Annotated in this window: 16 protein-coding genes; 6 read left to right on the top strand and 10 right to left on the bottom strand. The window is 56.9% G+C overall.

Annotation, left to right across the window (positions count from 1 at the left end; translation table 11 throughout):
• Positions 1–6: 6 nt before the first annotated feature.
• Positions 7–570 carry a sigma-70 family RNA polymerase sigma factor gene (locus RSSM_RS18935; RefSeq protein ID WP_008682310.1) on the bottom strand — a complete coding sequence of 188 codons (564 nt, stop codon included), beginning with the start codon at positions 568–570 and terminating at the stop codon, positions 7–9.
• 181 nt (positions 571–751) lie between these two features.
• Here RSSM_RS18935 and RSSM_RS18930 point away from each other — a divergent pair, with 181 nt between their 5' ends.
• On the top strand, positions 752–1369 hold the full coding sequence (locus RSSM_RS18930) for a hypothetical protein (protein WP_008682308.1): 618 nt from the start codon (positions 752–754) through the stop codon (positions 1367–1369).
• 149 nt (positions 1370–1518) lie between these two features.
• Here the strand turns inward: RSSM_RS18930 and RSSM_RS18925 are convergent, their stop codons facing one another.
• The 5 genes from RSSM_RS18925 to rny form a co-directional block, all read right to left on the bottom strand.
• On the bottom strand, positions 1519–2400 hold the full coding sequence (locus RSSM_RS18925; RefSeq protein WP_044303008.1) for a zinc ribbon domain-containing protein: 882 nt from the start codon (positions 2398–2400) through the stop codon (positions 1519–1521).
• A gap of 124 nt (positions 2401–2524) precedes the next feature.
• Positions 2525–3505 carry an ion transporter gene (locus tag RSSM_RS18920; RefSeq protein ID WP_008682305.1) on the bottom strand — a complete coding sequence of 327 codons (981 nt, stop codon included), beginning with the start codon at positions 3503–3505 and terminating at the stop codon, positions 2525–2527.
• Positions 3506–3692: 187 nt separating this feature from the next.
• Positions 3693–4235, bottom strand: coding sequence for a DinB family protein (locus RSSM_RS18915; protein ID WP_008682303.1), 543 nt, complete (start codon positions 4233–4235; stop codon positions 3693–3695).
• Between the two features lie 14 nt (positions 4236–4249).
• Positions 4250–5569: a leucine-rich repeat domain-containing protein gene (locus RSSM_RS18910; protein ID WP_008682301.1), complete on the bottom strand. Its 1320-nt coding sequence runs from the start codon at positions 5567–5569 to the stop codon at positions 4250–4252.
• 242 nt (positions 5570–5811) lie between these two features.
• Positions 5812–7380 carry a ribonuclease Y gene (rny, locus tag RSSM_RS18905; RefSeq protein ID WP_008682299.1) on the bottom strand — a complete coding sequence of 523 codons (1569 nt, stop codon included), beginning with the start codon at positions 7378–7380 and terminating at the stop codon, positions 5812–5814.
• A 1109-nt stretch (positions 7381–8489) separates the two neighbouring features.
• Between rny and RSSM_RS18895 the strand changes: the two genes are divergently transcribed.
• From RSSM_RS18895 to RSSM_RS18875, 5 genes are all read left to right on the top strand, one after another.
• Positions 8490–9833 (top strand): DEAD/DEAH box helicase, encoded by a 1344-nt coding sequence (locus RSSM_RS18895; RefSeq protein WP_008682294.1) that lies wholly within the window; start codon positions 8490–8492, stop codon positions 9831–9833.
• A 251-nt stretch (positions 9834–10084) separates the two neighbouring features.
• Positions 10085–11299 (top strand): M20 family metallopeptidase, encoded by a 1215-nt coding sequence (locus RSSM_RS18890; RefSeq protein ID WP_008682293.1) that lies wholly within the window; start codon positions 10085–10087, stop codon positions 11297–11299.
• 343 nt (positions 11300–11642) lie between these two features.
• The gene (locus tag RSSM_RS18885; protein WP_008682290.1) at positions 11643–12662 is read left to right on the top strand and encodes an ABC transporter ATP-binding protein; all 1020 of its coding nucleotides are present in this window, start codon (positions 11643–11645) and stop codon (positions 12660–12662) included.
• Positions 12662–13645: an ABC transporter permease subunit gene (locus tag RSSM_RS18880; protein ID WP_085980011.1), complete on the top strand. Its 984-nt coding sequence runs from the start codon at positions 12662–12664 to the stop codon at positions 13643–13645. The genes RSSM_RS18885 and RSSM_RS18880 overlap by 1 nt, the downstream gene beginning before the upstream one ends.
• Before the next feature lie 517 nt (positions 13646–14162).
• Complete coding sequence (locus RSSM_RS18875; protein ID WP_008682286.1) at positions 14163–14660, top strand: response regulator; 498 nt, start codon at positions 14163–14165, stop codon at positions 14658–14660.
• 142 nt (positions 14661–14802) lie between these two features.
• On the opposite strand, the gene RSSM_RS18870 is transcribed toward RSSM_RS18875, so the two are convergent.
• From RSSM_RS18870 to RSSM_RS18855, 4 genes are all read right to left on the bottom strand, one after another.
• A complete protein-coding gene (locus RSSM_RS18870) occupies positions 14803–15297 on the bottom strand; it encodes a DUF1269 domain-containing protein (RefSeq protein ID WP_008682283.1) in 495 nt (164 codons plus the stop codon).
• A 41-nt stretch (positions 15298–15338) separates the two neighbouring features.
• Entirely contained in the window at positions 15339–15809 is a 471-nt protein-coding gene (locus tag RSSM_RS18865) for a TIGR03067 domain-containing protein (protein ID WP_144059943.1), read from the bottom strand.
• 210 nt (positions 15810–16019) lie between these two features.
• Positions 16020–17084, bottom strand: coding sequence for an aldose epimerase family protein (locus RSSM_RS18860; protein WP_008682279.1), 1065 nt, complete (start codon positions 17082–17084; stop codon positions 16020–16022).
• A gap of 221 nt (positions 17085–17305) precedes the next feature.
• Positions 17306–18457 (bottom strand): AraC family transcriptional regulator, encoded by a 1152-nt coding sequence (locus RSSM_RS18855; RefSeq protein WP_008682277.1) that lies wholly within the window; start codon positions 18455–18457, stop codon positions 17306–17308.
• Positions 18458–18992 lie beyond the last annotated feature (535 nt).

The raw sequence follows: 18992 nt of genomic DNA, 5'->3' as shown, positions 1-18992 counted from the left end.
CGCACCTTACTCTTGATCGGGATCGCGGAGTTCCCGTCGCATCCAGGCACGAGCCATGGCCCAATCCTTTTCGACGGTGCGAAGGCCGAGATTGAGCTCGTTGGCGATCTCTTTCATCGCCAAACCTCCGAAGAAACGGTATTCGACGATCCTCGCCTGACGCGGGCTTAATTCGGCGAGTGTATTGAGTAGTTCGTCCAACGCGACCACGTCTTCATCACGGTCGAGAACGAAGGTGACTTCATCATCGAGTTGCCTCCGTAGCCACCCGCCGCCGCGTTTCTGAGCCCGCGTGTGACGCGCGTGATCGACCAAAATGCGACGCATCACCGTCGCCCCGATCGCAAAGAAATGCGTTTTGCCCTGCCAGTCCACCTCGTCTTGATCGACCATTCGCACGTACGCTTGGTGAACAAGTGACGAGCTGCTGAGCTTCTGCCGCTGAGGTTCCGACCGCAAAAACCGACCGGCCATCCTGTGCAGATCGTCGTAGAGCACCGTAAATAGCTGGTCCGTCTTCTTCACATCGCCTTTCTGGCTAGACTGCAAGATTTCGGTAACCGATGCCATAGAATCTACGATGCGATCGCGATAAGAGTTTCGAAAAGCCAAACGATAGGATGCTATCGATTCAGTGCGTCGTATTCTACACAATCTTTCTTTCAGCACACCTGCTCGAAAACAGGTGGATTTGACGCAGTCGGCTCGCAGCGCTAACACATCTGCTAAACACCCCCTCGAATCGTTCGCTATGAAAGTCTTTCCCGCCACCAATTTCGCGATCGCCTTGCTGGCACTTTGGCGCGGCGTCTGGCTGGCGTCCGGCGTCCCCGACACGTGCAGCCAAGCCGACGTTGCCGCGACAGCAGCCAGCCTCGAGGTCCGCGGCAAAAACAATTCTTCCGATGGCTCCTTCTCCGACAGCCCGCTTCACGACGGAAACGTCCCGTGGCGGATATCGTTTGCATCGTCCCAGGAAAAACGAGACACGTCCGAACCGTCGTCTAGCCAGAACACCGACTCCGCGGCCTCTCAGAAAAATGTGACACTGCGAGAAACCGGCATCGAAATTTGGGACGCTTCGTTGCCTGTTTGGATCACGCCGGGCGAGGACGGACAGCCCGGATGGGCATCATGGGACGACAATCGAAACGGCGTCGTGGACGAACCCGGCGAACTCGGCGCTGCCTGGAGCGACGATTTTTGTGTCGTTCAACTCCCCGGCAAACCGGCTCCACCTGGCCGAATTATCGATCGCGGCGGATATCGAAGCCTTCGCCCCAGCGATCGGCAGGATCACGATCGAAAGAATGCCTCCGGCGATTCCCGGTCACTGCGATACTCATTCGATTTCGTCGGCCCACGATAGTATTCCGACGCAGCATGGTTCCCGGGTGGATGGTAGTGGGTCTTGTCAAAGATCCTGCTGCATGAGGATCGTTAACAAGATCCACGCCCCGAAAATCGAGCTGGCATACACGACGAACTCACCGGTAAAACACCCTGAAGCCAGCCCGGCTACATGCTCGACGCACCGGCGAAGAACGCTCCCGCGATCCCGCCGCAAACCAACGCCACCGCGAGGATCTTCCAACTGCCTTTTCCGTATCGAAACGGGAAAACAAACAGATAGATAATCGTCAGCGAAAGCAGCCCTTGTGTGCGATCGGTGCGAAACGCGAGTGCGACCAAACTCAGCAGAGCTCCGATCGACACCAGCAAAAACGCGGCCCCGCCGAGGTTCATGAACATCTGCATTGGATTAAACGCGATCGCTTCCTCGCGCCGCGACGCGTTCACCGCGAGGACCGCGATGCTGACCGCACTGCCCAAAATGAACAACACCAAAGCCAGCATCCACGGAGGCATCCCCGCCTTGCCGATCAGGTCCGCCTGAGCTTTCTTGGCGGCCGCGATGTCACGTTCGGCTTTGTTGAGAGCCATCGTTCCCTTGTCGATGTCGACGCCGACGACCTTGTGTCCGTCGAGCACTTCACCGGTACTGATGTTGAACCCGCAGTTGGTGCAGAGCACCGCGCCCGGCTTCAACTCATTGTTGCACGACGGGCAGTAGGCATGGACCTCACGATCGAGACCTTCTTCGGCGAACAGATCATCCATCGTCGATTGCGACGCAGCAACGCCCATCGGGTTCGCGGCCGGGGCAACTGGACTCGCAGAGGGCCCGGACGAAGCTGGGCGGGACGCGGCAGGTCTGGCCTGGGCTGGTTTTGCGGCAGCAGGTTTGGCTGCGGCGGGCGATTTCGCCGCGGGACGTGCGCCACCGGCGGCACCGACCCGGATGACCTTCCCGCACCCGGGACATTTGATGGCCTTCCCGGCGAGTTCGTCTTTTACGTTGAGCTGCTTACCACAGCCGCATTTCACTGCAATCGGCATAGATCAATGAGCCCGATAAACGAGCCAATAGGGGAAAAGGGTTCAGGCAAACGGATACCGGACCACGTCATTCTATTCGAACCCCGCCCGGGTGCCGAAATCAGCGTTCCGATCAATCTTTCAATTACGCCTCATCGGGCGAATGGTTTTCTAAATGGGCACCACAACGATAACAATAGTCCGCATCCCGGCGATGTCGCGATACCCCGCAATTCGGACAGGGGTGGAGATCGTGCTCGGGGCCCACATTCCGGCTCGACAATTCCGCACTGACGAAACCCGTCGGGACAATGATCAGACTGTACCCCAACAGGATCAAGATCGCCGAAATGATTTTCCCGATCGTCGTGTGAGGCACGATGTCCCCATAACCGACCGTGGTCATCGTCACGATCGCCCAATACATCGCCTGCGGGATGGAGGTGAAATCGCTTTCGATTTCATTCTCGGTTAACACCGTCTCGATGTGGTACATCAACGTGCCACTGATCGTAACGGCGACCAACACGACCGATAGGAATACGACAATTTTGTCTCGACTGTGCCAGACCGCATCGGCGAGCTCATCCGCCTGGCTCATCATCCGCCACAATTTCAGCACCCGGAACACACGCAGCAAACGAATGCTGCGGAGGATTGCGAACGAACGGGCCGACGCGAAGAAGAAAACCAGATAACTCGGCAGGATGCTGAGCAGATCCACCACGCCCCAAAAACTCGTCGCGTATCGCATCGGATGCCGCACGCACGAGAGTCGGGCGACGTATTCGATGGTGAAGAGAATCGTCAGGAACCACTCACCGGCGATCAACCAAAACGGAATGTTCGCGTCATCGGGCATCGCCCGCGCCGCAGCCTCACCTTCGATCACGGTCGCGTCCATGCCACGATACGCCGGGAGCGTTTCGAGCGAGACCAATGTGATGCTGGCGATAATCGCGATCAACAAACCAACATCAAACGCACGCCCCGCCGAACAATCGGCTTCGAAAATGATGTCATACATCCGCTGCCGAAATCCCGCATGCTCGGGACGCTGCACCATCCGGCGACGAAGCACAGCGGCGGATGCTTCGGCGGAGTTGGTGCGTCGGGGAGTATTCATCGCGGTCGCGGCACAGAAGGGACGGCCCTGGAAACGCCGACATCCACGAGCCGACGGGAGACGAGATCAGGCTCACCAGCATAACCTACCGTCCGCGAACCCACATGGGGCCAGCGCCGCTCCGATAGACACCAGCGCCACTGCGATAGCCAGCAGCGCTACTCCGATAGCCTGCACAGACCGCAAACTACGACATCGGCTTTCGCTGCGGCATGATCTCGCAACGACGTTCGATAATCTCGAAATGATGCTGCAGGTGAGCGGCCGCCAACCAAGCGATCCCGCGTGGGGTGACCGGGTGCGAATCGACGGCCCCGACCTGATCCCATGCCGAGGGCACCAATCGCCCCAGCAAAACCAGGTTGGCCTGTCGCAGGTAACCAAATTCGCTGATCAAATGCCCGATGTTCCCCAGCCCGAATCGCGCATCGGCATAGGCATTTTCATCCCACGCCGGCAGGTCGGTCTTGTCGCCGGCAGCAATCCGCAGCATCCGATCGCCAAAGATCCGCTCCGCATCGACGCAGTGTTCGACGACCTGACGAACCGTCCATTGATAGGGTGCGTGAACCCGATCGACCAGTTCGGACGACAAACAACTGCCTAGCTCACAGATCCAGTGCAACTGTTCACTGAGCACGGTGAGCACACACTCACCTTCGACACGGTTGACATAATCCCAGTGGACGTCCAATGAAAGATCCGTCTGGCCAGGACGCCGTGATTTCATAGTTTTGGTTGCGTTCAATTTTCGAAATCCACTACTTCGAGCCCTTCATGGGCTTCCACGAGTTCATCGATCACGTCAAACCCAATGCTGGTGTTGGCAACATTGAGGTACTTCAAATTCGGCAATTGCCCGAGTTGCTCAAAGCCATCGTCAGTGAACTGAGTCCCGGCAACGTTCAAACGTTCGAGCTTTTTCAATTTTAGCAGCGTTGGCAATGAGTCATCTCCCACCGACGCCGATTTCAAGTTCAATTCCTTCAATTCGGTCAGCGAAGAAAACGCCAATACGGTTTCATCGTTCGTTGCCGTCTCCCAAAGCCCGAGGTAAGTCAGCCCGGTCAACTTTCCGACCAACGCGATATCCTCCGGCTTTGCCAAACGACATTCACTCATGTCAAAGAACGTGATCGTTGGCATTTGCGAAAGAATCTCCAGCCCCCTTCGGTCGAGCGACGAATCTCGCAACTCAACCCGAGCGAGTTTGGTGTTCCCACGAATGTGTTCGATCCCGTCACCGGTAACGTCGCACCCACGCAAGCGCAAACGCTTCAGATTGGTCAATGACTTTAACTCTTCCAAACCCGCATCGTTGACTTTGGAGTAATCTCCCTGCAACGATTCCAATGTCGGCATCTGGCCGAGCACCGCCATGGTTTTGTTGCTGACGGTGGTGCAGTAATTAAAATTCAACGACTTGAGTTTCATCGGCGCGAGTTGCACCAATCCCTCGTCAGTGACCTTCGACTTTTCCAACTGCAGGTCAACGAGCGAGTCCAGCTCGGTGATCGGCTGCATGCCCGCATCACTAATGTTGGTGTTCCTAAGATCGATCGCCCGCAGACGGTCCAAATCCGACAACGCTTTCATACCTTCGTCCGTCACTCCGGTACGCCGCAAACCGAGAAACTCGAGCTTGCTCAGTTTGCCGATCGGTTCCAGCGCCGCGTCCGTGATCGCCGAACCGGTGAGGTCGAGACGTTTCAGTTTCGTCAGTTTGGTCAAATTTTCGATCCCCGCGTCACTGACCGCAGGACCGATCAAGGCGAGCAACTGAACATTGGGAACGCCGCCGAGGTGCGAGAGCACGGTTTCGACGTTCTCGTTCCCGCCGCTGATCTCGATCACATAGCCGTCGCTGTCTTTGACGACAGAGAAACCGGCTTCCTCGATCGCGGCAACCGCTTCGGGGGAGTCATCAGGGCGTTTCGCCGGTGCGGTTTCCGCGACGTCAGGACTTTGAGTCGGTGTGTCGTTCTCGGTCGTCGACTCACGGGATCGACACCCGAGATTGAGGCACAGCACGAACAGAACGGTTGTCAGACAACTTCGAAGCATGGAGGAACGCCTTGGTGAAGGAGGGAGGCAGCAGCCAAGCAGGGATGGGAAGGAGGAGCGTTGAGGACGGAGGGTGGAGGTGGGAGAAGCCGGAAAACGAAAGATTCTCCAGCATGACCAACTTAAAGCCTCGCCACGAAAACGCAACTATCCTCACCCACACCGCGTTTCAACACCGCGTTCACAGCCACCTACTGTTCCCCGCTCAACTATTGTGACCTACCGATACGATTCCCAGCCGACTATTTCGCCGTGCTGGTAAAGCGGGATTCGCGAACGACGGTGACTTTGATTTCACCCGGATAGGTCAGTTCCTTTTCGAAGCACTGTGCGATGTCGCGACAAATCGCGGCCGCACGTTCGTCGCTGATCTGCCCGCTGCCGACGATCACACGGAGTTCACGTCCGGCCGAGATCGCGTACGCTTGCTGCACACCGTCAAACCGATGCGCGATCGCCTCGAGTTCTTCCATGCGTTTGACGTAACGTTCGAGCGATTCACGTCGAGCCCCCGGACGACTCGCACTGCAGGCATCCGCGGTCGCCACGAGCATCGTGTAGGGGCGTTCGGTGACGATTTCGTCATGGTGTCCGCGAGCGGCGTGAACGACTTCTTCTCCCTCCTTATGACGCTGCAACAAATCGCCACCAATCTTCGGGTGCCCGCCTTCGAGTTCGTGATCGGCTGCTTTGCCAATGTCGTGCAACAAACCGGCGCGTCGGGCGAGGTCACCGTCCAACCCGATCATCTCCGCCATCATCCCCGACAGGAACGCCACCTCGACGCTGTGCCGCAGCACGTTCTGACTGTAAGACGTTCGAAAGTGCAGTCGCCCGAGCATTTCGATCACGCGATCATGGAGCCCCGAGACATTGACTTCGTTGACCGCTTCGACACCCTTTTTGATGATAAAGTCTTTGATCTCTTGATTGGTCTGTTCGACGATTTCTTCGATCTTCGAAGGATGGATCCGGCCGTCGGCGATCAACTTCTCCAGAGCCATCCGGGCGACTTCGCGTCGAACGGGATCGAACCCACTGACAACCACCACGCCGGGCGTGTCGTCGATGATCAGGTCGACGCCGGTCGCCTTTTCGAACGCGCGGATGTTGCGTCCTTCCCGACCGATGATCCGCCCCTTCATGTCATCGGTCGGAACGCCAACGGTGCTGGTGGTAGTGTCGGCGGTGTGCGCAGACGAGTACCGCTGCATCGCGGTCAACAGCATTTCGCGTGCTTGCTCGTCGACGCGTTTGGTCAACTCGCGACGTTGTTTCAAAACGGCGGTGCCGATCTCGTGTTCCAAATCCGCGTGAACGGAGTCGATCAGTTTGGCAGCAGCGTCTTCGCGGGTCATGCCACTGACCTGTTCGAGCGAACGCTGATTCTCCTGAACCAGACGGTCGAGTTCGCCACGCTGTTCGGTGAGCGTCCGCATCTGCGCGGCGAGTCGATTCTGGCTGCTCTCGAGGCCACGTTGGGCTTTCCGCAACGCCTCTTGGTTTGCGGTTAGCTGGTCTTCCCGGGCATCGAGTTTCCGATCGCGTTGGAGTTCCTGTTCTTTCAGTGCGGCGAGATCGCGTTCTGTTTCCGCTTTGATAGCGAGCGCCTTTTCACGGGCATCGAGAACGATCTGTGCGGACTCGTTCTCGGCCTCACGGCGGGCAACCGAAAGGATCGAGTCGGCCTCCTCCTGCAATCGCGCCGCGCGGCGCGCAGCATGACGCTGCGCAATCCCCAATACGGCGGCAACGCCTAGGAAGAAGAAAAACAGACAATAGAGAATCGTCGTTGCGATTTCTGGATTCATGGTGGCTTTGGATCCGCTTCCATAAGCCCATGGTTTGCGTTAAATCGTCAATTCGGTCATGCGTGGGGTATCGGACGGAACATGTCGAGCCCGTAACAACCGGTCTCGCCAATGGCGGCCGAGCAATTGCCGGTCCCGCGAACGGCGAGCCCGTCAAAGCCTCATGCATGATAAACCGCTGTGCCTGTTCGCGTGTCGCGATCCGAGAGCGTCGCCACACACCAATCATTTGGAACGTGAAGACAGCGGTGCAGAGGAAATGCCACATGGCTGATGAGATCTTCTACAGTCAAACCTGGGCGTTCCATCAAAAACAACGTCTGTTCCGATCTTGGCCGATCGAGCGTCGCTGCGTACAGCAACGCGGGGACAGCGGAGGTCAGACGTGTTCCCGAAAGAAGCGTGGGAGGTTAGGTGGGAAAGTGTTAAAGAAAAAAACGTGCAATGCACACATCTTCTTCGTCTAGCACGCTAGTGTAATGCACCCGCTCCGGTAGGGGAACGAGCGTGCCGCAGGACCGGTCCCCTCGGCACGACGCGCACCGAAACGACGTGAACATCATCGAATCTCAACCTTTGGGCTTGGCTCTGGACACCCTCCGGTGTAGAGTTCGCTGTAGAAGAAACCCGCCAAACGGATTGGCGGGATAATGTTGCTGGTCGATCGGCAACAAGAAACGCGGCAAAGCCAGCCGACGTTTGATCGACCGACGAGACAATGCTGCTGAGCTAGGGTTTCAGCCACTCGTCCCGGGTGCACATCGTTTCACCCACCGCTGCCAACCTGTGCGGTCCCGTTGACCCATCCTGGAAAGCTGCTCCCAAACGCGATCGTATTTACGAAAGCAAACGACCTCGGAACTCTTCTTGTTAGTCCGAAGTCCCTGGAAGATCCACCTCGGATTTTCCAAACCAGCTCACTCCTCATGGCCACCGCGTTTCGCCGAATCGTTGTTGGATTGTTATCCGCGATTCGTTTCGACACGCCCCCTGGAAAAAGGATTGCACCGGAACCGTTCTAAACGGACCTTCGCAAAACGTGCGAAACCGCTCGGCAAATTCTGTGCAACCTACCCAGAGGCCCAAACAATTCAATTCAAAGCAGACTTTTGAAAAAATTCGAATCCATCGACCTGTACGCTCCACTTCAACGCGCCCTCGCCGAACTCGACTACGTCACCCCGACCCCGATTCAAGCCAAAGCGATTCCGCCGGCAATCGCCGGTCAAGACGTCCTCGGATGTGCCCAAACCGGGACCGGTAAAACCGCAGCATTCGCGCTACCCATCCTCGACTACCTCGGCCACGAAAAACCACGTGCCCGTCCCAACCGACCGACCACCCTCGTCCTCGCCCCAACGCGTGAACTCGCCATTCAAATCGGTGACAGCTTCCGCAGTTACGGCAAGCACATGAAATTCCATTCCGCACTCGTTTACGGCGGTGTCGGACAGAACGGTCAAGTCAACTCGCTTCGCCGCGGCGTTGACGTCCTGATCGCAACACCGGGGCGTTTGATCGACCTGATGGACCAAGGCCACATCGATCTGCGTGACGTGGAAATTTTCGTTCTCGACGAAGCCGACCGGATGCTCGACATGGGCTTCCTGCCTGCGTTGAAAAAGATCATCGCGGCCCTTCCGTCGCAACGGCAATCCATGTTCTTCTCGGCAACGCTCGCTCCGAAAATTCGCGAACTCGCCGGATCGCTCCTGTTCAACCCGATCTCGATCAACGTCACGCCGAAGAAGAAGAGCGTGGAACTGATCGAACAACGTTTGCGCATCGTGCGACGTGACAACAAGGTCTCAACGCTGACCAGCCTGCTCACCGGCAAGAACGTTACCCGTTCGATCGTTTTCACACGAACAAAACACGGTGCAAACGCGTTGGTGCGGAAACTCGACAAGAGCGGGATCCAAGCCGTCGCGATTCACGGTAACAAAACGCAAAACGCGCGACAAAAAGCACTGCACGCGTTTCGAAACGACAAAATCAAAGTGCTCGTCGCAACGGATGTCGCCGCCCGCGGAATCGACATCGATGGCGTTTCGCACGTCGTCAATTACGACATGCCTGTCGAACCGGAGAGCTACGTGCACCGGATCGGACGAACCGGACGAGCCGGCCAAGACGGCATTGCGATCTCCTTCTGCACCGGAGACGAACGTGATGAACTTCGCGCGATCGAAAGCCTGATCGGCCAGAAGATCCAAGTCGAAAACCCCGAAGAACAATTCGAAGCCCCCAGCGGTAAACCGAAACAACGTGGTGGCCGAGGTGGATCCGGCGGCGGACGTTCAGGTGGCGGACGCCCCAGCTCCGGACGCTCGCAAAACCAACGCTCCGGCTCCGGTCAGTCCCGTGGTCGCTCGGGCAACAAAAACAAACGTGGATTCACGAGCAACTCCAGGTCCAACGGCCAATCGAGTCGCTCCGCGTCAGCCCGTTAATAATCGCGTCAGCTCGCTGACAAATTTGCTGGCTAACGAACCGATCCGCTTTGCCGCGTAGACACTGCTCGGCTTCTCTACTTCAAACGCCTGAATCTCTCACGGGATTCAGGCGTTTCGTTGCGCCCGCGATCGCGGGATTCAAATGGTGAGCACGCAAGGCTCATCAAAACCGCGTTGACCGAGTTACTGCGGCGGACGCGCCATCGCGGATCTATCCGGCACGGGGGCGAGATGATAAACAAAAGGTTATGTTAAACGCCCTAGACAATCTGACCCGGCTGATCTCGTTCGATTCCGTCAGCAAGAATTCAAACGAACCGATCTCGGATTACGTTTCATCCTTGCTCGAGGAATTGAACTTCGAGGTCGAACGCACAACGTACATGGATGCTCGCGGGGTGCTCAAATGCAATCTGCTCGCGTGTCGCCGTCCACTCTCTTCGCATCCGAAGCTGGACGAGACGCAGTCGTCTTCTGCGAGCGACGAGGAAACATCGCCAAAGAACGCTCCCGGTGGCCTAGCTTACTTTTGCCATACCGACACTGTGACCGCAGACCGCTGGACCGGTCCGGGCGGTGACCCGTTCAGTGCGATCGTTCTCGACGGACGGGTTTATGGCCGCGGTGCCTGCGACATGAAGGGCTCACTCGTTGCGTTCCTCGACGCGGCCAGGAAAACGCCCCATGAAGAGCAAAAACTGCCGCTGTGGATCGCATGCACCGCGGACGAAGAAGTCGGGTTCGAAGGCGCTCGCTTTTTGACCGAGAACTCAAACGCGTACACAGAACTCGTCGCCGCCGATCCGGTGAGCATCATCGGCGAACCGACGATGTTGCACGTGATCCATGCACACAAAGGCATCTGCGGGATGCAAATCCGATCGCAAGGCCACGCCGCACACAGCAGTACGGACATGGGCGTCAACGCAAATGTGGCAATGGTACCGATGCTGCAAACGCTCCTAGAAATTCACAACCGCTGCCTTACGGACGAGGCACTGCGAAACGACGCGTTCGATCCACCGACCTTAACGTGGAACTTTGGCGTCAGCGACGGGATGAAGACGGTTAACATCGTTCCCGATCACAGCAACGCTTGGGCGAGCATGCGAACCATGCCCGGCGTTGACGGGAAAGACATCATCGAACAAGTCAAACGACGCGCCGACGAACTCGGACTGACGTTCACCCTCTACTCCGGCGGCGATCCGATGCACACCGACGCGGAGGCTCCGTTCATCCGAGAATTCTGCGAACTGGCATCCACCTACATCGGCCCCAACTCCCCCGAAGCGGTCTGCTATGCAACCGACGCGTGTGCCTTCGGCCAGCTTCAGCACAGAGTCGTTTGCGGCCCGGGCAGCATCTCACAGGCTCACACGACCGACGAGTTTATCGAAATCGAACAACTCGAAACCGGCATTCGTTTTTACGAAGACACAATACGCCGCTGGTGCTGCTAGAGCATTTGGAAAGTTGACTCGTCCGCTCGCTGTCTCTGCATTCGTCGCGTCTTGATAACCGCTGTCGATCCAGTTCGTTTCCCAAGCGACCGCTGCAAATTGAGCAATCCGTCGTTAGCACAGCCTCCCGTAAACTTCCCCGGTCGAGCGTCTCAATCGTTTCTCGTCTACATTCACTGTTGCCACGCTGCCCACGCGGACGCGGCAAACAGTCGCCGACACGAACAAAGCATTGACAGACTTCAATAAAGACACGGACGATACAACACGTTTGCCCCTTTCAAGAATTCTCGCAAACGATTGTTCACATACCTTCTCGCGCTCTTCACATTAATCACGCCTCGTGGAATCATCCCTCGATCCTTCCGTACCGACGCCCATCGTCACGACGCACCGTTTGACGAAGAGCTACGGCGATTTCACAGCGTTGCGAGATTGCAGCCTTGAGGTCCACAAAGGCGAAATTTTTGGATTGCTCGGTCCCAACGGAGCCGGCAAAACGACGTTGATCCGTTTGCTGCTGGGTTACCTGCACGTCACGTCTGGCTCGTGCGAAGTCGTGGGTTTCGATCCCGAACAAGACTCCGTCGCGGTGCGATCACGTGTCGCCTATTTGCCTGGCGATGCGAGGCTACCGCGTCACATGCGAGGCAGCGGGGTGCTGCGTTTTTTCTCGCAAATGCACCCACAGGGAAATTTGGAACGCAGCCTCGACGTTGCCGAGCGGTTGGAACTCGATCTCTCTCGTCGCGTCGCGTTCATGTCGACCGGCATGCGGCAGAAACTCGCGTTGGCTGTCGTGTTTGGACCACGGACGCCGTTGCTGATTCTCGACGAGCCCACCGCAAACCTCGACCCGACCGTTCGCGGCGAAGTCCTGCAACTCGTGCTGGCGGAACGAGATGCCGGTCGAACGGTGATGTTCTCATCTCACGTTCTGTCAGAGATCGAGCAAACCTGCGACCGTGTCGCGTTCCTCCGAAAGGGTGAACTCGCGAAAAAACTGGTCATGGAAGATCTATTCCAACGTCATCGGCTAACGGCGTGGCTACCTGAAGAAGGCTCGCCGACCACTGAAACAGAAGACCGACTCAGCCAAGTGCCCGACGACCTGCGGAACCGGATCGAGCAATTTCGCATCGGGCCGTCCGGACCTCACGGCCGCAACGTTTGCATCGATACCGCAGGCGATTTAGCACCTACGCTGAACTGGATCGCATCACTTAACCTCGAACACATGCGCATCGAACCACTCGGTCTTCATTCCGTGTACCACTCGGTGCACCTGGGCAAAGACAGCAACGATCCGAAGTGGTCTCGCACCACGGAAGTCTCGCGTCAAGCCAGCGGAGCCGCATCATGATCCGACTAAGAGACATCGGTGTCGACCGAATGATGATTCGCAAAAACATCGGCCAAGCATCGTTACTGTTCGCCTTCCTCGCCGTCGCGTTGTTCGCGTTCGGATGGGTAAGGGTTTGGGTCGTCAAACTGCTCGACATGGGAAAGTTCCAAACAATCATCGAACAGTTCCGCGACTACGAGAAGTTCGCGCCGGTTTCTTTCGACGCGCTGTTTACGTATACCGGACGGGTCGGAATGACCTTCGACGAACCGATCGTGATCCTTTGCACCGTGATCTGGTGCGTTGCCCGCGGCAGCGATGTCGTCAGTGGTGAACTCGGACGCGGCACGCTGGAAATGCTCTTAAGCCAACCGATCAGCCGCACACGATTCATCCTATCGCACGCCACCGTCAGCATCGCTGGACTGATCACGCTGTGCGTTTTGCTATGGGCAGGAATGACGGTTGGAATCGAGACGACCACGCTGACCGAAACCATTCCCCCACCGTCGATGCGAGTCCCCTTTCTCGGATTCGAATTGCCGCTGACCAACGACGCTCCCACCGAGATCTCTTTTGGAATGAGCGAACGGGTGAATCCGCTGACCTACACCGCCGCGGTGTTCCATCTCTTCGCGTTCGGATTCTTCCTGCTCGGGATGAGTTCTTGCTTTAGCAGCTTCGATCGTTATCGCTGGCGCACGATCGGCGGCGTGATGACCGTGTACGTGATCCAACTGGTGATGTTCGGCCTTGGCAAAGCCGCCGAGTCGCTCTCTTGGTTGCAGTCGATGTCGTTCTTCAACTGCTATCGACCTCAGAAGATGACGGGGCTCGTTCGCGACGGAGACTTGTGGTCGCCGTGGAACTTGACGACGCCAATGGGCGACGGGACATACCCACCTCTTTCCTACCCTGGGCTTCTTCTGATCATGGGGGCGATCCTCTACCTGGTCGCAATTGTCCGGTTCGAAAAACGCGATTTACCGGCCCCTCTTTGAGAACGCGTAGCTAGGTTCTCACGCCAAAGCGAACGAATTCCGGCCAACTGGTTATCGCCTTTTCGGACGGTTCGAAACATCGGATTGGCGACGGTTAACAGATGTCAACTTGCTCGACGGACGTGCCCAGCATTAATGGCACGACGAAGCAAGGAGCCTAAGGAATCACCGCTCACAATCAATTAATTCTCGGTAGGCCCGGTCGACCTCAATCGGTGTACAGCCCGGGGAATTTGATTACTTCTGTTCGCGGATAAACCACGCCTGCCCGACTTTGGTCGATCACCGATCAGTCGAGAGGCGGTCAAGGTCGTCGAGAAAATACTTGTAGAAAAACTATCCACTCGCACATGTAAATTTAACCAGAACGCCGAACAAGACTCCCTACCCAAACCCTCTAAGGCGGGTAAAATCCCGAGCTCTATTGGGTACGCGGTGTGCGTTCCCATGGCAAACGCACCTCGCCACCAAAACTCGGTGGCCGAACCGTCCAGTTTTCGCAACGTTAGAACTTTGTATGCAACCAGTTTTTGAAGGCCGTCGATGCGTGATCGCTGACGATGTCCGTAGCTCTCGAGAAGTCCTCAATCGATGGCTGCAAGAGTTTGGGCTGGTGACTTCCTGTGAGTCGGATGGCCTAGCCGCTTGGGAGAGTATCCAGGAAGACGACTGCGACCTACTGATCACCGACATTGAGATGCCGGGCATGAGCGGTCTGGAACTCCTGAACAACATGCGTTCAGGCGAGAATCCCCGATATCAAAACATGCCTGCGATCGTAGTCACAAGCTTGCTCGATGAGCAAGTCGCGGATGTTGTGCAAGACTTCGGCGGAACGACCTTGGTTCTCAAACCTCTCAACAAAACCGTGCTACATGAGGTCGTCGGATGCGTGCTGTCGCAACGTCCCGTCGAACCGGTTTACATGAGTCTACAATCCGACATCCAAGAGGCCAGCGGCATTTCTCCGTCGCTGCGTTACCTCGTCGAGCGAGCCCGCGCAAACGACTGCTAAACGCAGCCCGGAAATCACGACTGCCGTCATCAACGCCAGAACGTTTTTACACGGCGAAAAAGCCGATGTCGCCAGACTTCGGTGGTTTGAATACTGACGAATCCAGCGACGGGATTGCTCACCGAAGCTTTCGGACTAGCTCTCAATCTCGCTTCACGTCGTAACGTTCGAGGCTCACCGGGTCGCATGTTTTCAGCCCACGTTCAGCGTCGTTCAGCTTGATCGAGTCATCTATCACGACGATGAGCGACGCACCGGTGGCGACGTTTCGTTCATACCGCGACGCGGCGTCTTTGCTGATGCTGAGCGAGCCCACTGCGGACAACAGCCCACCACCGGCCGCGCCAACCGCCATCCCAACGATCGGTCCGGCCACTAGCAGCGGACCGATCATGGTTCCCGCCCCAAGGATAGCGCCAATCGCACCGCCTGCGAGCGTCGACGCCCCGGTCGTCTTTTCGGCCGGCGGTGCATCGGCATTGCTGCCACCATCGTGCGGTACGTAGCGTTCCACTTGATCAGGCGTCGAAACAATCGACACCTGATCACGACCGTATCCGGCTTTCTCCAACACCTCGAGCGCGAGGCCCAAAGACTCCGCGTTTGAAAATTCAGCAACTAAGCATTCGTTCGACATCAATCTATCTCCCAAGAGCGTGCACGGTTAATGACCATCAATCATTTCGATTTCGTTGCCGACTCTTTCTTGGCCATGAACAACATGGTCATCTCGCCTTCCTTCGATTGAAACTTGGCAGGACGATCGACTCCCGGAAGGGCGTAACAAAGTTTCAGTCCGTTGCCTTCGCTCAGCTTCACGATCCCTAGCGATTTCATCGGTGGCATCCCCTTCGTTTTCGTTTCCATGTCGATCGCGATCGGCTGAACGCTGGAATTAATCGAGAAACTCGCACGGTACTTCTCGTTCTCGTCTGCGTCGTAGGTCACGATGACATTGTCCTCGATTTTCATCTTCGTTCCCTTGAGATCCTTCTTCGGGATATCCTCGCCTTGGCTAACACCACGCGTGACGTTCCACACGCCCTGCAGTTTTTCCATGACCGAGTCGGTACCTTCCTCGGCGCGAGCGGCCGGACAGACGGTCATGGCAACGGCCATGGTGACAAGAGTGAGAACAGAACGGTACATATCGAATTCCTAATTGGTTGGCGATGGCTTCACGCGTCACGACCGACGCGGCATAACCCACAACGGGCATTAGCAGTGCATCGCAAACACCATGCCGATTCGATCGCCTACACAATCGGTCACCATCACCGTCGTCGGCGCATAAAAAACTCCCCACCGGATCACCGGCGGAGAGAGTCGTACGAAGGCAAGCAGCCGATCCGACCTCGGCTACCTCGCCGAAAACGCGAACACGGTTTGCGATTGGTAGGTGTCACCCGGCTTCAAAACTGTCGAAGGAAAGCTGGGTTGGTTGGGGCTGTCGGGAAAATGCTGAGTCTCCAAACAGAATCCGCCACGATGGGCATAGGCCTTGCCCGTTTTTCCAATCAGTTTTCCGGAGAGGAAATTGCCCGTGTAAAACTGAACTCCGGGCTCGGTTGTGCTGACCGTGAGCAAACGACCGGTGGTTGGTTCATAGACAACGGCCGCGAGAGTCAACTCGGTCGCATCGACACCTTTGTTCAGAACCCAGTTGTGGTCAAACCCGTTGGCGCGTTTGAGCTGTTCATCGTCTGCGTTGATGTCGCGTCCGATCGTTTTGGGTGAAGTGAAATCGAAAGGTGAGTCGGCGACCGCACGCAATTCACCGGTGGGGATCAGCCGTTCATCAATCGGGGTGAAGCGATCAGCGTTGAGCATCACCTCATGATCGAGAACGTTGCCGGTGCCCTCGCCCGCAAGGTTGAAATACGTATGCTGAGTCAGGTTGACCGGCGTCGCCTGATCAGTGGTCGCAACATAATCGACGATGAGTGAGTTTTCGTCGGTAAGAGTGTAGGTGACCGTGACGTTCAGGTTTCCAGGATAGCCCTCTTCGAGGTGCTTGGACAGATACGACATCCGAATGGACTGGGTATCTGCGGATTCTACTTTCCAAAGAACCTTGTCAAAGCCGACCTCTCCGCCATGCAAATGATTCTCGCCGTTGTTGATAGCGAGTGAGTACTCCTTCCCGCCGAGCGAAAAGACACCTTTGGCGATGCGATTTCCGACCCGACCGACGAGAGCACCGAGATAGGGCTTTTCCTCCGCCTCGATGTACTCCACCGCATTCCGATGTCCGAGTGCGACGTCACCGATCTTGCCGTCACGGTCGGGCGTCAAAATCGACGTGATGATCGCGCCATAATTGGTGACGACAACCTCCATCGCGTTCTTGTTGGTGAGTTTGTAGAGGCGAGCCGATTGAGAGGCTTCTTCCGCGGAAACGGCAACAGATTCAGGAGCAGTCATCAGAAGTATTGCGAGGGTGAAATAAAGCGAAGGGAAAGACGGAAGTTTCATCACGTTGTTGAATCCTAACGCGGACCTGCTCAACGACGGACCGCCACGAATCGAGGGTGACCAGCACTGCGATCGGCGTGACAAATCATACCACAATCACGTCTCTGATATCGCGGTACGCGGCACCGCGGCGTTGCGTCACAGTGCAGCAGATGCGACCGGCGACCACACTATAGTTCAGCCCGCCGCCGGAACTCACCGGGCGTGACCCCCATCACCCGTTTGAACACCACATGCATGTATTCCGGATGCGCGAACCCGCAGAGGGCGGCAATCCGATCGGCGGGTAGATCGGTGGTCTGCAACAACTCGCGAACACGTTTGATTTGGACGTGGCGAATCTCCTCCTGTGGCGTTCGTCCGAGATACTTGCGAACTTGACGCTCGAGCGTGCTTCGCGAAATCGCCGTGTTATCAATCACTTCATCGACGGTCACTCCACGGCATGCGTTCTCCCGCATGTAGCGCAACGCCGCGGCGATGTTGCTGTCATCAATTGCGACCACATCAGTGGACTGACGAGCGGCGATTCCCAGCGGCGGAATTGGTTCGAGCGGAGCGTCGAGCGTTTCGCCTTTCATCAACCGAGCCAACAACTCGGCGGCACGAAAACCGACCAACTCCGCGTTCGGAATCACACTCGACAATGTCGGCGAGCAGACCCGGCAAAGCATCTCGTCGTTATCAACACCGATCACCGCGGCCTCTTCGGGCACCGCCAGGTCCACTCGGGAACACGCATCGATCAGGTGCATGCCGCGCAGGTCGTTGCACGCCATGATGGCGACCGGCGGAGTAATCTCTTTGAGCCAGTCGACAAGATGTTGTTGCTCCTCTTCCCAAGTCCGCGCCGCCGGCCCGGTCCAGGGCGAATGATAAATCGCACAATCGTTGGACGAATGCTCGCGGGTTGCTTCGACGAAAGCGTCCTGTCGCCGCTGCGACCACGCCTCGCCGGAAAAACCGCAGAAAGCGAAGTTACGAAAACCTCGTTCGATCATGTGCTTCGCCGCCGTCCGTCCGATCTCGGCATCGTCCGATCGAACGCCAGGAAACTGCGACGCGCCGAAGCGATCGGTAAGTTCGACCAGCGGAACCCCCGTCTGCTTGATTGCCTCAATGAACGTCGGAGTCGTCACACGGCTGATGATCCCGTCGCCCCGCCAACTGCCGAGCCACTGCGGCGGTTCCAACTGCAGGTCGCGCTGCTCTAGAAAAACCGACCACTGATCGTGCATGCGCATGTAACGCACAATCCCTGACAGGAGATCCCTGCCATAGACACTCGACGTTTCGACGATCAACGCAACTTTCGGTTTCATACCTTCAACAATCGAGAACGCGATTCACGACACGATGACGCAGCCACTTGGCACACAAACTTCAGCGATCCGGTTAGCTGCGATCCGGACAACATCGATCCGAACCAACTTGCCTCTGCGCAAAAACGGTTCACCCATGTGACAAATGGAAGCAGGAATTGAGTTCGTAAGATAGCGGATCGCCCCTATCTGAACATCTAGTCGTTTTCAACATCAACGAACACCATGGCAGAGGGAACACCCCAAACGCGCAATCAAAGACCGCCATCCCCGCCCGTGCCGTAGTTGAACGGCGATCAAAACCGCGACACCGCTGAACAAACAGACGTGCCGGATCACGACAGCAAAGCCAGATCCGCCGGGCCAAAACCAACGGCACTCGCGGGAAAGTGATCCTCATGCTACTTTTGCACCGTGTTTTGCATTGGAGCGTGCTTTTTAGGTACTTCCACGCCCCACTCCCATACCGTTGCGTCTCCCAACCGCTGCGCTCCCAAACCGCAGCGATACCCGTCCGCAGCGTTCCCAACCCCGC

It is taken from the genome of Aporhodopirellula sallentina SM41, assembly GCF_000346505.1.
Classification (GTDB): Bacteria; Planctomycetota; Planctomycetia; order Pirellulales; family Pirellulaceae; genus Rhodopirellula; species Rhodopirellula sallentina.
Note: the sequence above shows the minus strand (reverse complement) of the source record. Positions and strands in the feature narration are given on the sequence as shown.

Bases quoted from the DNA above. Each gene is read 5' to 3' on its own strand.
- RSSM_RS18935 (WP_008682310.1), bottom strand. From the start codon at position 570: ATGGCATCGGTTACCGAAATCTTGCAGTCTAGCCAGAAAGGCGATGTG.
- RSSM_RS18930 (WP_008682308.1), top strand. From the start codon at position 752: ATGAAAGTCTTTCCCGCCACCAATTTCGCGATCGCCTTGCTGGCACTT.
- RSSM_RS18925 (WP_044303008.1), bottom strand. From the start codon at position 2,400: ATGCCGATTGCAGTGAAATGCGGCTGTGGTAAGCAGCTCAACGTAAAA.
- RSSM_RS18920 (WP_008682305.1), bottom strand. From the start codon at position 3,505: ATGAATACTCCCCGACGCACCAACTCCGCCGAAGCATCCGCCGCTGTG.
- RSSM_RS18915 (WP_008682303.1), bottom strand. From the start codon at position 4,235: ATGAAATCACGGCGTCCTGGCCAGACGGATCTTTCATTGGACGTCCAC.
- RSSM_RS18910 (WP_008682301.1), bottom strand. From the start codon at position 5,569: ATGCTTCGAAGTTGTCTGACAACCGTTCTGTTCGTGCTGTGCCTCAAT.
- rny (WP_008682299.1), bottom strand. From the start codon at position 7,380: ATGAATCCAGAAATCGCAACGACGATTCTCTATTGTCTGTTTTTCTTC.
- RSSM_RS18890 (WP_008682293.1), top strand. From the start codon at position 10,085: ATGTTAAACGCCCTAGACAATCTGACCCGGCTGATCTCGTTCGATTCC.
- RSSM_RS18875 (WP_008682286.1), top strand. From the start codon at position 14,163: ATGCAACCAGTTTTTGAAGGCCGTCGATGCGTGATCGCTGACGATGTC.
- RSSM_RS18870 (WP_008682283.1), bottom strand. From the start codon at position 15,297: ATGTCGAACGAATGCTTAGTTGCTGAATTTTCAAACGCGGAGTCTTTG.
- RSSM_RS18865 (WP_144059943.1), bottom strand. From the start codon at position 15,809: ATGTACCGTTCTGTTCTCACTCTTGTCACCATGGCCGTTGCCATGACC.
- RSSM_RS18860 (WP_008682279.1), bottom strand. From the start codon at position 17,084: ATGACTGCTCCTGAATCTGTTGCCGTTTCCGCGGAAGAAGCCTCTCAA.
- RSSM_RS18855 (WP_008682277.1), bottom strand. From the start codon at position 18,457: ATGAAACCGAAAGTTGCGTTGATCGTCGAAACGTCGAGTGTCTATGGC.